Consider the following 13,743-nt stretch of genomic DNA (forward strand, 5'->3'; position numbering starts at 1 on the left):
GGAGGTGCCCGTGAGCGACGAGACGCAGGTCAGACGCAACAACGACGCGCCCCGGCCGCCCGGGACCGGGAGTCGTGTGCGCAACCGGCTGGTCCGCCTCGGCGTGCGTGGAGCGCCGGCGAACACGCCGGCGCTGGAACCGTTGCTCCAGGCCGTGCGCACGAACCATCCCAAGAGCGACCTCGGGGTCCTCGAGCGCGCCTACGCGACCGCGGAGAAGGCCCACCGCGGTCAGCAGCGCAAGTCCGGCGACCCGTACATCACGCACCCCGTCGCGGTGTCGACGATCCTCGCGGAGCTCGGCTTCGACGGGGCGACGCTGGCCGCCGCGCTCCTGCACGACACGGTGGAGGACACGGAGTACTCGCTCGACGACCTGAAGGGCGACTTCGGCAGCGAGATCGCGATGCTCGTCGACGGCGTCACCAAGCTGGACAAGGTGACGTACGGCGATGCCGCGCAGGCCGAGACCGTCCGCAAGATGGTCGTCGCGATGGCCAAGGACATCCGCGTCCTGGTGATCAAGCTGGCGGACCGTCTGCACAACGCCCGGACCTGGAAGTACGTCTCCGGACCCTCAGCGTCGCGCAAGGCCCGCGAGACGCTCGAGATCTATGCACCGCTGGCGCACCGCCTCGGGATGAACACCATCAAGTGGGAGCTGGAGGACCTGTCCTTCCAGACGCTCTACCCGAAGGTGTACGACGAGATCGTGCACCTGGTCGCCGAGCGCGCCCCGGCCCGCGAGGAGTACCTCGGGGTGGTGCGTGAGCAGATCTCCGCCGATCTCCGGGGGGCCAAGATCCGGGCCACGGTCACCGGCCGCCCCAAGCACTACTACTCGATCTACCAGAAGATGATCGTGCGCGGGCACGACTTCGCGGAGATCTACGACCTCGTCGGCACGCGGGTCCTCGTGGACTCGGTCCGCGACTGCTATGCGGCGCTCGGCGCTCTGCACGCGCGGTGGAACCCGGTCCCCGGCCGGTTCAAGGACTACATCGCGATGCCCAAGTTCAACATGTACCAGTCGCTCCACACGACGGTCGTCGGTCCGGGCGGCAAGCCGGTGGAGATCCAGATCCGCACGCACGACATGCACCGGCGGGCCGAGTACGGCGTCGCGGCCCACTGGAAGTACAAGGAGTCCGCCCGAGCCGCCAAGGACGGGTCGAAGGACCCGCGGTCGAACGACATGGCCTGGTTGCGCCAGCTCGTCGACTGGCAGCGGGAGACGGCGGACCCGGGGGAGTTCCTCGACTCGTTGCGGTACGAGATCGGTGCCGCCGAGGTCTACGTCTTCACCCCGAAGGGTGAGGTCATGGCGCTGCCGGCCGGTGCGACACCGGTGGACTTCGCGTACTCGGTCCACACCGAGGTGGGCCACCGCACGATGGGGGCACGCGTCAACGGCCGCCTCGTACCGCTCGACTCGCCGTTGCAGAACGGTGACGTGGTCGACGTCCTGACGTCGAAGGCGGACACCGCCGGACCGTCGCAGGACTGGCTCGCCTTCGTGAAGTCGGGTCGGGCGCGCAACAAGATCCGCCAGTGGTTCACCAAGGAGCGCCGCGAGGAGGCGGTCGAGCGCGGCAAGGACGCCATCACCAAGGCGATGCGCAAGCAGAACCTGCCGATCCAACGGTTGCTGAGCCACGAGACGCTGGTCGGGCTGGCGAACGAGCTGCGCTACGCGGACGTCACGGCTCTCTACGCGGCGGTCGGCGAGAACCACGTCTCGGCGCAGCACGTGGTCGAGTCGCTGGTGAAGTCGCTCGGTGGCGAGGACGGCACGGCGGAGGACACCGCCGAGGCCGCCCGGCCAGGACAGCCCACGCGACGCTCCCGCTCGACGGGTGACCCGGGTGTCGCGGTCAAGGGCGTCGAGGACATCTGGGTCAAGCTCGCCAAGTGCTGCACCCCGGTGCCGGGCGACGAGATCGTCGGTTTCGTCACCCGCGGTGCCGGTGTCAGCGTGCACCGCTCGGACTGTGCGAACGTGGTCCAGCTGCGCTCCCAGCCGGAGCGGCTCGTCGAGGTGGACTGGACCACCGGCGCGAACACCATGTTCCTCGTGCAGATCCAGGTGGAGGCGCTCGACCGGTCACGTCTGCTCTCGGACGTCACGCGTGTGCTGTCCGACCACCACGTCAACATCCTGTCGGCCACCGTCTCGACGTCGACGGACCGGATCGCGATCTCACGCTTCGTCTTCGAGATGGCCGAGCCCGCACACCTGCAGCAGGTCCTGGCCGCAGCGCGCAAGATCGACGGCGTCTTCGACGTCTACCGCATTACCGGCACGAAGGCCGCGGACGTGGGGTCCGACGCGCGAGAGCTGCCCGCGGACGCCTGAGACGCCGTCTGCGCGGGCGCGGCGGCGCAGGCCGACGTAGGTTCGCTCGCATGAGCCTGCCGATCGATCCTCCGGTGCGTCCGATGCTCGCCCGCTCCGTCCCGGACGTCCCCGGCCAACCGTCGACGGGCGCCGGGTGGGTGTACGAACCGAAGTGGGACGGTTTCCGGGTGATCATCCACCGGGACGGCGACGACGTCGTCCTCGGGTCCCGCACGGGCAAACCGATCGAGCGCTACTTCCCCGAGGTGGTCGACGCGGTGCGCGCCGAGCTGCCGGAGCGGTGCGTCGTGGACGGTGAGCTGGTGATCGCGATCGAGGGCGAGGGTGCGGGCGCACGGCTCGACTTCGACACGCTGTCGCAACGCATCCACCCTGCTGACTCCCGTGTGCGGATGCTGTCGGAGGCGGTGCCGGCGCATGTCGTCGTCTTCGACGTGCTCGCCCGGGACGACGACGACCTGACCGCCCGCCCCCTCGTGGACCGCCTCGAGGAGCTCGACGCCCTCACGCTGGACGGGCCGCGCCTGCACGTCACGCCGCGCACGTCGGACGCCGAGGTGGCCAGCGAGTGGTTCGCCGCGTTCGAGGGTGCCGGGCTGGACGGCGTCATGGCGAAGTCGGCCGACGGCGCCTACGAGCCGAACAAGCGCGGGTGGCTCAAGGTCAAGCACGCACGGACGGCGGACGTGGTGCTCGCCGGGATGCGACCGCACAAGACGTCGACGCCGGGACGTCCACTCGTCGGGTCGCTCCTGCTGGGGCTGTACGACGACGTCGGGGCGCTGCAGCTGGTCGGTGCGGCATCGTCCTTCACGGCGGCGCGGCGCGCCGCGCTGCACGCCGAGCTGTCGTCGCTGGTCGTCGCACCAGGGTCGGCGGAGGCGGAGGCGCACCCGTGGCTGGCCGCGGACGGAGCGTCCGGCGACCGCCGCCCGGGGGCGCCGTCGCGGTGGAGCAGCGGCAAGGACTCGTCCTTCGTCGCCCTGCGCCCGGAGCGGGTCCTCGAGGTGGGATACGACCACATGGAGGGCACGCGCTTCCGGCACACCGCCCAGCTCAAGCGGTGGCGCCCGGACCGGGAACCGGCGTCGTGCACCTTCGACCAGCTCGAGGAGCCGGTCGGCTACGACCTGGCCGCGTTGCTGCCCGGTGCGGGGCGGTTCCCGGCACCGATGAGTCCGTGAGCCCCGCACGGTCAGCCCACCATGGGAACACTGAGATTCGGGATGATCAGCTGCTCGCTCGACGGCTACGTCAACGACCAGGACGGGTCGATCGGCTGGACGGCGCCCAGCGAGGACAGGCACGCGTTCATCAACCGTCGAGTCCGCGACACCCAGGTCTTCGTGATGGGCCGGCGGATGTACGAGATGCTGCGGGTGTGGGACGACTGGCCACCGGGCCGGGCGGTCGAGGACGAGTTCGCCGCGCTGTGGGCGCAGGCGGACAAGATCGTCTGCTCCGACACGCTCGGCGGGATCGACGCGCCCCGCACCACGCTCGAACCGCGCCTCACGACGCAACGTCTGGACCGGATCGTCGCGGGGACCGACGGCGTCGTCGAGGTGTCCGGACCGACGACCGCTGCCGGCGCGCTCCGGGCGGGGAAGGTGGACGAGATCGACCTCTTCGTCCTGCCCCGGGTGACCGGTGGCGGGCAGCCAGCCCTGCCGGGCGAGATGCAGGCGACCCTCGAGCTGGCCGAGAGCCGGACGTTCAGCGACGGTGCGGTCTACCTGTCCTACCGGCGCCCGGCGTCCTGAGCGGTCCGGGAGCCCGATCGGTCAGTCGGCGGTCGGCTGCTTGTCCCTGGCGCGGCTGGGCTGCACCCGCTTCGGCTCGCCCGGCATCTTGGGGTACTCGGGCGGGTAGGGCAGGTCACCCAGACCGTGCTCCTCCTCGTCGCGCCGTGCGAGCTCGAGCGCGGCGTCCAGGGAGCAGTTCAGTGCCGGGTCCCGATCGGCGCGCAGCGGGGCGAACAGGTCCCCGCGCTCGGCGAACCGGGCGGGCACCGTCGCCACGGTGAAGTCGTCCGGATGGACCTCGCCGATCTCGTCCCACTCCAGCGGCGTCGAGACGGTGGCGCGCGGGTTGGGCCGGATCGAGTAGGCCGATGCGATCGTCCGGTCGCGGGCCATCTGGTTGTAGTCGACGAAGATCTTCTCCCCGCGCTCCTCCTTCCACCACCGGGTGGTGACCTGCTCGGGCAGGCGCCGTTCCAGCTCACGTCCGATCGCGATGGTGGCGCGGCGGGCCTGGACGAACGACCACCGCGGGGCCAGGGGGACGAACACGTGGATGCCACGGCCGCCGGAGGTCTTGGGGTGGCCGACGAGGTCGAGCTCGTCGAGCACCTCGCGCAGGTTCGGCGCGACAGCGGCCGCGTCGTCAAAGGTCGTGCCGGTCTGCGGGTCGAGGTCGATGCGCAGCTGGTCCACGGATTCCACGTCGTCGCGGCGCACGGGCCACGGGTGGAACGTCAGGGTACCCATCTGGGCGGCCCACGCGACGACCGCCAGCTCGTGCGGGGCCACCTCGTCGGCCGTGCGTCCGCTCGGGAAGGCGATCCGGGCCGTCTCGAGCCACGTCGGCGCACCCTTCGGCACACGCTTCTGGTAGAAGGCGTCCCCGTGGCTGTCGGACCGGGTGGCCATCACCGCGCCCTCGAAGTACCCCTTCGGCCAGCGTTCCAGCGTCGTGGGCCGGTGCAGCAGCGCACCGAGGATCCCGTCGCCGATGCTCAGGAAGTACTCGACGACGTCCAGCTTGGTCAGACCGGCCTCGGCAAAGACGAGACGGTCCGCGCTGGAGATGCGCACAGTGCGCCCGGCGACGTCGAGCTCGACAGCGTTCGAGGAGGGCATGGGGCCACGCTACGCCGAGCCGACCGGCAGCGCCGCTGCAGCTGACGGCCCTGCCAGGGCCGCCTCTGCGGCGTCGAGCAGCTCTCGAGCCCGGGGCCGCCCGACGGCGCGAGTCCGTCGCTCGAGGGAACGGCGCGCCCGCGACAGGTTGGCGCCGCCGCGGCGCGCCATCGCGAAGACGGCCGACAGCGGGTCGGGGACGTGCAGGACCAGCTCGACGACGGTCCGGTCCGGCCCGGTCACCGGCACCTGCGCCAGGTGGATCGTGTCGTGGTGCAGCAACGGTCCCTGCCAGAGCCGCGCGCCGGCGGGGCGGTCCGGCTGGTGCCGCCCTGCCGCGTACGTGAGGTCGAGCGCGTGGCCGTCGCCGTGCCCGGTGTGCACCCAGGCGGCGGTCCGTCCGGTGACGACGGCGCCCGTCGGGACCTCGGCCGCGAGCAGCCCGGCACGCACGTCGCGGTCGACCGGGGAGTCCGCCGGGCAGGCGGCGTCACCGCGGAGCACGTGCAGGTACCCGTCGCGGACGAGCGTCTGCCACGCCGCCGCGCCGCCGACGTCTGCGGGCCTCAGCACGGTGCGTGTCGCTCGTACCGGGGCGAGCAAGGCGCTCAGCGGCCCCTCCGCGAGCCGGGCGGGCAGAGCCACGAGCACCTCCGAGGACGACGACGGGCGGGGAGCGGGGTGCGAACGTAACGCACCACGGTCCCCGCCCGTCGAACCGAGAGGGTCCGCTGTGGACGACCGCGTCGTCCACAGCCCTCGACGATCAGCCCCGGGAGTCCTCGGCCGCCTGGACGACCTGCTCGAGCCAGGAACGGCGGGCCGCGATCGCCGTCTCCAGCTGCTCCACCGCGCGTCGGTCACCCGAGGCCTCGGCGGCGGCGAGCTCCGACTCGAGGCCGGCGATGGCGTCCTCCAGCTGGGCTGCCGCACCCTCGGCACGCGCCTGCGTCTCCGGGTTCGTGCGCTTCCAGCGGGCGTCCTCGGCGTCGCGCACCGCGGTCTCGACCGCGCGCAGGCGGCCCTCCACCCGCTGGATGTCGCCACGCGGGACCTTGCCGGCGTCCTCCCAGCGGTCCTGGATGTCACGCAGGGCCGCCTTCGCCGACGCGAGGTCGGTGACGGGCAGGAGAGCCTCGGCCTCGACGAGCAGCTTCTCCTTGGCCTTGAGGTTCTCGCCGTACTCGGCGTCGATGGCGGCGTTCGCCTCGTCGCGCGCCCCGAAGAACGCGTCCTGGGCCGCCCGGAACCGGGCCCAGAGTGCGTCGTCGTCCTTGCGGTTGGCCCGGCCGGCGGCCTTCCACTGCGTCATCAGGTCCCGGTAGGCACCCGCCGTGGCTCCCCAGTCGGTCGAGTGCTGCAGCGACTCCGCCTCGGCCACCAGCCGCTCCTTGGCGGCCTTCGCGGAGGCGTTGCGCTGCTCCAGCTCGGCGAAGAAGTGGCGGCGTTCACGGTCGAACGCGGTGCGCGCATGGCTGAACCGCTTCCAGAGCGACTCCTCGGTGGGCCGGTCGATGCGAGGACCGTGCCGCTGAGCGTCCTTCCAACGGTCCAGCAGACCGCGCAGCTCCTCGCCCGCAGGCCGCCACTGCATCTTCGACGGATCCGTCCCCGCGATCGCCTCGGCTGCCTCGACGATGGCGGTCCGGGCCTCGACCGCACGGTCCTTGGCCGCGGCGCGCTCCGCGTCGAGCTGCTTGCGGCGCTCCGTGGCGCGCTCCTGCAGTCCTTCCACCCTCGTCCGCAACGCGTCGAGGTCACCGACGGCCGCAGGTTCCGCGGTCTCCTCGGAGAGCTTGGCCAGGGTCTGGTCGATCTCGCGCACGGACAGGTCCGCGCTGTCGAGACGGGTCTCGAACAGGGTGACCTTGGCGGCGAGGTCGAGGTAGCGCCGCACGTAGAGGCTCAGCGCCTCGTCGGTGGACACGCCCGGGTACTGCCCGACGCTCCGCTCGCCCGCGTTCTCTCTCACGTAGACCGTGCCGTCGTCGTCGACCCGTCCGAATCCTGCGGCACGCGCCTCGTCCGCCGCGTCGTGGACGACGGGTGCCACCGGCGTCACGGGCGCGGCCGGCGCCACGGAGGCAGCCGGGCTGGTCGGCGGCTTGGGGCGGCGCAGGGCGGACGGCTTGGGAGCCCCGGGCCTGGGCGGTGCGGGCTGCGCGGACGGTGCCCGCTGGGGCTCCTGGCCGCCCGCCGGTTCGGTGCGAGGAGTTGCGGCCTGCTCCTGCTCGGCGGGGTCCTCGACGTGGTCGGGTCCGTTCGAGCCGGGGATGCTCTCGCTCACTGGGTCTCAACTCCTTCGATGATGACGGGGCTGGCCGGGGAGCCGTCGGCGGCTCCGTCGGTCGTGCCCGCGTCAGCGACTGCCTGGACCGTGTCCAGGCCGGACGTCACGGTGCCGAGCACCGTGTACCCGCCGGCGGCGTCGGACGGGATGGTGGAATCCTCGTAGACGAGGAAGAACTGTGAACCCATGGAAGCGCCGTCGCCGCCCCGGCGTGCCATCGCCAGGGTTCCCGCCGGGTAGACGTCGGCGGTGGGCGCGTTCTCGATCGGGCCGTAGGCGTAGCCAGGCCCGCCTGTGCCGCTGGCTGTCGGGTCGCCGCACTGCAGCACGTGGATGCCCTGGGTGACCAGGCGGTGGCATGCCGTGGCGTCGAAGTAGCTGGCCCGTGCCAGGGAGACGAAGCTCGCGACCGCCTGGGGAGCCTGCTGTCCGTCGAGCTCGAGACCGATCGTCTCGGTCGAACCGTCGACGCACAGGTCGAGTGACGCGGTCCAGGTGCGCCCTTCGGCAGCGGAGGGGTCGGGCAGGTCGCCGCCGTCGCGCGGGTCGGTCGAGACCGGTGAGCACCCGGTCCCGGTCGCTCCGGTGTCGACCGCGGAGTCGTCGGACCGTGCCGAGGACAGGCCCGCGACGAGCGCGGTACCCGCGGCCAGCGCGAAGACGGCCAGGATCGCGACGAGCACACCGACGCGTCGGCGGCGATCGCGCTTGTCGCGCTGCCGCTCGTCCCACTTCGCCTGACGCTTGCGGGCGTACTCGCGCTCACGCTTGCTGGGCGCCACCGTCGCTCGTCCCCTCTCGATCCGTGCTCGCACGCACGGAACCGTGCGCGTGCGACAGTCTAGGGCTCGCAGCGCCGGCCAACCGCCCGAGCGTCCCGGCGTGGAGCCCGGCGCGCGACCGACAGCCTCGCGCGGTGCCGTTACGGTAGCGGCATGGACGTGCACGTGGTCGTCGCCCCGGTCTTCGGGACCAACTGCTGCCTCGTGGTCGCGGACGTCGAGCAGCCGGACGGCCGCCGCGACTGCGTCGTGGTCGACGCAGGCGCCGGCACGGCCGAGGGCGTGGCGCGCGTCGTCGACGAGCTCGGCCTCGTCCCGCGCGCGGTGCTGGCCACGCACGGGCACGTCGACCACACCTGGGACGCCGCGGCGGTCTGCGACCGGTACGACGTCCCGCTCCGGCTCCACGCCGCCGACGCGTACCGCATCGCCGACCCGTTCGGCACGATCGGCCTCGGTCACTACGCCGGCGGTCCGGCTGCAGCTCTCAGCGAGGCGCTCGCCCAGGCGCTGTCCGACTTCGGCCGCACGCCGCGCGACTACCAGGCGCCGATCGAGATCGAGACCTTCGACGGGGACACGGCCGAGCTCGTGGCCGGTGACGTGCGACTGCGCGCTCTGCACGCGCCCGGGCACACGGAGGGCTCCACGCTGTACGTCGTGGCCGGTGGCGCACGCGCGGGTGTCGTGCTCAGCGGCGACGTGCTCTTCGCCGGTGGAGTCGGTCGCACCGACCTGCCCGGCGCGGACGTCGACGCGATGCTCGCCACGCTGCGCGGCGTCGTCTCCGGCCTCGACCCGGCGCTGGACGTCGTGCCCGGCCACGGGCCGACCACCACCGTGCGCCACGAGCTGGCGACCAACCCGTTCCTCGGTGGCTGACGCACGCACGGGCGGCGTCCGCAGCACGGTCCGGGATCTGGGAAGATCGGGCGCATGGCTCGCATCTCGCCGCTCTCCGGCTTCCCTGAATGGCTCCCTGACGGTCGCGTCGTGGAGCAGCACGTCCTGGACGTGCTGCGCCGCACCTTCGAGCTTCACGGGTTCGCCGGGATCGAGACGCGCGCGGTCGAGCCGTTGGACCAGCTGTTGCGCAAGGGGGAGACCTCCAAGGAGGTCTACGTGCTGCGCCGGCTGCAGGACGAGGTCGCGACCTCGGAGGGTGACGCCGCCTCGGCAGGCTCGCCGCGCTCCGAGAAGCAGCTCGGCCTGCACTTCGACCTGACGGTCCCCTTCGCTCGGTACGTCCTGGAGAACGCGGGCAGGCTCGCGTTCCCGTTCAAGCGCTACCAGATCCAGAAGGTCTGGCGCGGCGAGCGCCCCCAGGACGGCCGGTTCCGCGAGTTCTGCCAGGCCGACATCGACGTGGTGGGAGCCGGTGAGCTGCCCTACCACTTCGAGGTCGAGCTGCCGCTGGTCATGGCCGAGGCGCTCGGTGCACTGCGCGAGATCGGGGTGCCGGAGGTCCGCGTGCTGGTCAACAACCGCAGGGTCGCCGAGGGCTTCTACCGCGGACTCGGGATCGAGGACGTCGAGGGCGTGCTGCGGCAGATCGACAAGCTGGACAAGATCGGGCCGGACCGGGTGGCCGAGCTCCTGGTGGCTGAGCAGGGCGCCACGCCGCAGCAGGCCGGGGCGTGCCTCGACCTCGCGGCGATCAGCGGTGCCGACGTCGCGGTGATCGAGCGGGTCCGTGCGCTCGCCGACCGGCACGGCGCCTGCACCGAGCTGCTCGAGACCGGGCTGAGCGAGCTCTCCGCCCTGATCGAGGCGGCGTCGACGCGGGCGCCCGGCGTGGTGGTGGCCGACCTGAAGATCGCGCGCGGGCTCGACTACTACACGGGCTCGGTCTACGAGACGGTCCTGGTCGGGCACGAGGAGCTCGGCTCCATCTGCTCGGGCGGCCGGTACGACACCCTCGCCTCCGACGGCAAGAACACCTATCCAGGTGTCGGGCTGTCGATCGGTGTCTCCCGCCTCGTCTCCCGGCTGCTGTCCGCCGGTCTGCTCACCGCGACGCGCGGCGTGCCGACGGCCGTGCTGGTCGCCGTCTCGGACGAGGAGTCCCGAGCAGCGTCGGACGCGGTAGCTGCCGCACTGCGTGCGCGAGGTGTCCCGACGGACGTGGCGCCGTCGGCGGCGAAGTTCGGCAAGCAGATCAAGTACGCGGACCGGCGTGGTATCCCGTTCGTCTGGTTCCCCGGCGACGAGCACCAAGTCAAGGACATCCGCTCGGGCGAGCAGGTCGAGGCCGACCCGGCGACGTGGCATCCCGCTGCCGCCGACCTGTGGCCGCGGGTCGTGCCCGCCGGGGAGTGACGCGGCGGAGTGACGTCGTCCCGCCTCATTCCTCGATGAGGGAGCACGTTGCCCGCCGGATCGGCGAACCACGCGATCGTGGGGCCTTCCGCGGGCTCGGTGCTGCGCAGGATCCCGTCGTCGTCCTGGGGGAACTCCGGATAGCGCAGGAGCTCCACCCCGTGGCCGGCCAGCTCGCCGGCCGCTGCCGCGACGTCGGGCACGACGAGGTTGAGGATCGTGAAGGTCGCGGGGGAGTGGTCCTGGCCCCTGGGGTAGACGAAGACGGGCGAGCCGCCGGTGACGTCGAGCTCGAGGCCCATGGGGTTTCGTCGCACGGTGAGCCCGAGGGTGTCGCGGTAGAAGGCTTCGGCGGTGTCGAGGTCGTCGGCGGAGAAGCCGCTGAAGGCGGAGAGCGTGCTGACCATGATCTGCTCCTGGGATCGTGCGGACCGGCGGGCGTGCCGGTCTCCTCCAGGGTGGACGGGGCGCCGGTGCCGGAATCATCGGCGCCCCGGGGGGATTGACCCTGCGGTCGAACATGTGTTCGACTACCTCCATGAGGTGGGACGGGCAGGCGGTCGGGGCCGACGACGGGGCGCTCCCGGGGCTCGAGCGCACGGGCCTGGCCCGCCTGGGTCTCGTGCGCAGCGTGAGGACCCCGGACTTCGCAGGGATCACGTTCCACGAGGTGCTGTCCAAGAGCGCCCTGTCGAAGGTGCCGGCCGCCTCGCGGATGCCGTTCCGGTGGACGGTCAACCCGTACCGGGGGTGCAGCCACGCCTGCCGATACTGCCTGAGCCCGGAGACGCTGGTCCTGATGGCGGACGGCCGGCACAAGCCGATCCGCGATGTCCACGTCGGTGACCAGATCGTCGGGACCGAGCTCGACGGCACGTGCCGGCGCTATGTCTCGACGGAGGTCCTCGCGAGATGGCCCACGGTCAAGAGGGCGTTCCGGATCACCCTGGCCGACGGGACGCAGCTGGTGGCGAGCGGCGACCATCGCTTCCTCACGTCCGGTCGGGGCTGGAGGCACGTGGCGCCCGGCGTGCCCGGGCTGCGTCGTCCGTACCTCACGACGGCCGACGCGCTCGTGGGGTTCGGCATCGGCGGACCGGCGTCAGCGGCGCCGCGCGATGCCCGCACGTCCGTCCTCGGCACGCCGATCGAGGCATCGGCGGACCTGGGTGTCGTGCTCGTCGAGGACCTCGGGTCCGAGCAGGATCTGATCGACATCACGACCGGTACCGGCGACTTCGTGGCCAACGGCGTGATCAGTCACAACTGTTTCGCGCGGCCGACGCACGAGTACCTCGACCTGGACGCCGGACGGGACTTCGACGCCGAGGTCGTCGTGAAGATGAACGTCGACGAGGTGCTCCGTGCCGAGCTGGCCAAGCCGTCGTGGCGCCGTGAGACCGTCGCCCTCGGTACGAACACCGACCCCTACCAGCGCGCTGAGGGGCGCTACCGGCTCATGCCCGGGATCATCGCCGCGCTCGCGGAGTCGAGCACACCGTTCTCGATCCTCACCAAGGGCACGCTGCTACGACGTGACCTGCACCTCCTCGTCGACGCGGCCCAGCGGGTGGAGGTCGGCCTCGGGGTGTCGCTGGCCTTCGCGGACGCCGAGCTGCAGCAGGCGGTCGAACCGGGCACCCCTACGCCTCGGGCGCGGTTGGACCTCGTCCGGGCGGTGCGCGACGCCGGCCTGCCGTGCGGCGTGATGATCGCGCCCGTCCTGCCGTGGCTCACGGACTCCACCGATCACCTGCGCCGCCTGCTGGACGCCGTCTCCGACGCCGGGGCGACCGGCGTCACGGTCGTCCCGCTGCACCTCAAGCCCGGCACGCGCGAGTGGTACCTGCAGTGGCTCGAACGCGACCACCCGCACCTCGTCGCCGGGTACGGCCGGGTCTTCGCCCGCGGTACCTACGCCCTGAAGGGATATCGGGAGTGGCTGTGGAACCGTGTCCGGCCGCTGCTCGACGAGCGCGGGTTCGGCGTGTCGGGGCATCGCTCGGGATCCGGGGCGACGGGTCGGGCAGGTGAGCTCCGCCCGCACGACGAGGGGGACTACCCCGCGGGGGCGATGGTCGAACCGCCTGCCGGTGGCGCGGTGGTGGGCATGCCGCGCGACGGCGGCGGGATCGAGGTGGCCGGAAGCGACGTCGAGCAGGTGCTGTTCTGAGCAGTCAGCCGAACCAGTTCAGCGCGCGGCCGTCACCGGATGAACGAGAACCACAGGACGAACAGGCACAGGAGCAGCATCCCGGTGGCGTTGACGAAGAAGTTCCGTCCGAAGTCGCGTGCCCGGACATGGAAGGTCATCGCGACGACGAAGTAGGCCACCAGCGCGACCGACGTGACGGTGCCGAGCACCGGGACCCAGATCCCGGCGACCAGGCCGAGCGCCGCGGCAGCCTTGACCCACGGCGTGACCCACCACCACCGTTCTGGGAAGTTCACGTCGCGGAAGCACCGGGCGACGAACGGCACCGGCCTGATGCACAGCACGGCGTCGACCGCCGTGACGAGGGCCAGCACCAGCACCGGCCACGTCGGATCAGGAATCCACCGCATGAGTCGAGGATACGACGGGCACGGCACCCCCTGAGACGGTGGTGACGAGCGCCTCAGCCGTTGTCGACCAGCCGTGCCGGGAAGCCGCCCGTCGCGATCGGCCCCCATCGGTCGATCGTGATGCGCACGACCGACTTGCCCTGCTCCACCATCGCCGCGCGGTACTCGTCCCAGTCCGGGTGCTCCGCCCCGGCCGCCGCCCGGTAGTACTCGACCAGCGGTTCGACGGACTCGGGCAGGTCGAGGACCTCCGCCGTGCCGTCCACCTGGACCCAGGCGTCCCCGAAGTCGTCGCCCTGGGACATGAAGGACGCCTGCGGACGCTTGCGCAGGTTCACCGCCTTCGCGCGTTCGGGGTACGTCGAGACCACGATCCGGCCGGCGCCGTCGACCCCGTAGGTGACCGGGCTGAGCTGCGGGCGGCCGTCGGCGCGGCTGGTCACGAGCACACCGTTGCGGCGTGATCGCAGGAAGTCGAGCAGGTCCGAGCGCGAGACCGTGGTGTTGGTCGCAATCTGGCGGGCCATGAGAGAGCTCCTCGTTCCGGGGACGGCGTGCCGCATT

12 protein-coding genes are annotated in these 13,743 nt (G+C 71.9%); 6 read left to right on the forward strand and 6 right to left on the reverse strand.

The window, feature by feature from the left end; genetic code table 11:
* Positions 1 to 10: 10 nt before the first annotated feature.
* Genes PZC42_RS08770 through PZC42_RS08780 form a run of 3 tightly spaced genes read left to right on the forward strand, consistent with a single transcriptional unit; the run spans position 11 to position 4,122 of the window.
* Positions 11 to 2,356: a RelA/SpoT family protein gene (locus PZC42_RS08770; RefSeq protein WP_277210111.1), complete on the forward strand. Its 2,346-nt coding sequence runs from the start codon at positions 11 to 13 to the stop codon at positions 2,354 to 2,356.
* Between the two features lie 50 nt (positions 2,357 to 2,406).
* Complete coding sequence (locus PZC42_RS08775; RefSeq protein WP_277210113.1) at positions 2,407 to 3,543, forward strand: ATP-dependent DNA ligase; 1,137 nt, start codon at positions 2,407 to 2,409, stop codon at positions 3,541 to 3,543.
* Between the two features lie 21 nt (positions 3,544 to 3,564).
* Entirely contained in the window at positions 3,565 to 4,122 is a 558-nt protein-coding gene (locus tag PZC42_RS08780; RefSeq protein ID WP_277210115.1) for a dihydrofolate reductase family protein, read from the forward strand.
* 21 nt (positions 4,123 to 4,143) lie between these two features.
* Here the strand turns inward: PZC42_RS08780 and PZC42_RS08785 are convergent, their stop codons facing one another.
* The 4 genes from PZC42_RS08785 to PZC42_RS08800 form a co-directional block, all read right to left on the reverse strand.
* Positions 4,144 to 5,223 (reverse strand): DNA polymerase domain-containing protein, encoded by a 1,080-nt coding sequence (locus PZC42_RS08785; protein WP_277210117.1) that lies wholly within the window; start codon positions 5,221 to 5,223, stop codon positions 4,144 to 4,146.
* A gap of 9 nt (positions 5,224 to 5,232) precedes the next feature.
* Positions 5,233 to 5,868, reverse strand: a complete 636-nt coding sequence (locus tag PZC42_RS08790; RefSeq protein WP_277210119.1) for a hypothetical protein — start codon at positions 5,866 to 5,868, stop codon at positions 5,233 to 5,235.
* 121 nt (positions 5,869 to 5,989) lie between these two features.
* A complete protein-coding gene (locus tag PZC42_RS08795; RefSeq protein WP_277210121.1) occupies positions 5,990 to 7,510 on the reverse strand; it encodes a DUF349 domain-containing protein in 1,521 nt (506 codons plus the stop codon).
* Complete coding sequence (locus PZC42_RS08800) at positions 7,507 to 8,295, reverse strand: peptidylprolyl isomerase (RefSeq protein ID WP_277210742.1); 789 nt, start codon at positions 8,293 to 8,295, stop codon at positions 7,507 to 7,509. Before PZC42_RS08800 ends, PZC42_RS08795 begins: the two co-directional genes overlap by 4 nt.
* Before the next feature lie 153 nt (positions 8,296 to 8,448).
* Here PZC42_RS08800 and PZC42_RS08805 point away from each other — a divergent pair, with 153 nt between their 5' ends.
* From PZC42_RS08805 to PZC42_RS08820, 3 genes are all read left to right on the forward strand, one after another.
* Positions 8,449 to 9,177 carry an MBL fold metallo-hydrolase gene (locus PZC42_RS08805; RefSeq protein ID WP_277210123.1) on the forward strand — a complete coding sequence of 243 codons (729 nt, stop codon included), beginning with the start codon at positions 8,449 to 8,451 and terminating at the stop codon, positions 9,175 to 9,177.
* A gap of 54 nt (positions 9,178 to 9,231) precedes the next feature.
* Complete coding sequence (gene hisS / locus PZC42_RS08810; protein ID WP_277210125.1) at positions 9,232 to 10,614, forward strand: histidine--tRNA ligase; 1,383 nt, start codon at positions 9,232 to 9,234, stop codon at positions 10,612 to 10,614.
* Between the two features lie 538 nt (positions 10,615 to 11,152).
* Positions 11,153 to 12,787 (forward strand): Rv2578c family radical SAM protein, encoded by a 1,635-nt coding sequence (locus PZC42_RS08820; RefSeq protein ID WP_277210127.1) that lies wholly within the window; start codon positions 11,153 to 11,155, stop codon positions 12,785 to 12,787.
* A gap of 32 nt (positions 12,788 to 12,819) precedes the next feature.
* On the opposite strand, the gene PZC42_RS08825 is transcribed toward PZC42_RS08820, so the two are convergent.
* Together PZC42_RS08825 and PZC42_RS08830 are read right to left on the reverse strand one after the other, a co-directional pair.
* Positions 12,820 to 13,179, reverse strand: a complete 360-nt coding sequence (locus PZC42_RS08825) for a DoxX family protein (RefSeq protein ID WP_277210143.1) — start codon at positions 13,177 to 13,179, stop codon at positions 12,820 to 12,822.
* A 53-nt stretch (positions 13,180 to 13,232) separates the two neighbouring features.
* Positions 13,233 to 13,706: a PPOX class F420-dependent oxidoreductase gene (locus PZC42_RS08830; protein ID WP_277210145.1), complete on the reverse strand. Its 474-nt coding sequence runs from the start codon at positions 13,704 to 13,706 to the stop codon at positions 13,233 to 13,235.
* Between the last annotated feature and the right edge of the window lie 37 nt (positions 13,707 to 13,743).

The sequence above is a fragment of the Isoptericola croceus genome (assembly GCF_029382255.1).
Classification (GTDB): Bacteria; Actinomycetota; Actinomycetes; order Actinomycetales; family Cellulomonadaceae; genus Isoptericola; species Isoptericola croceus.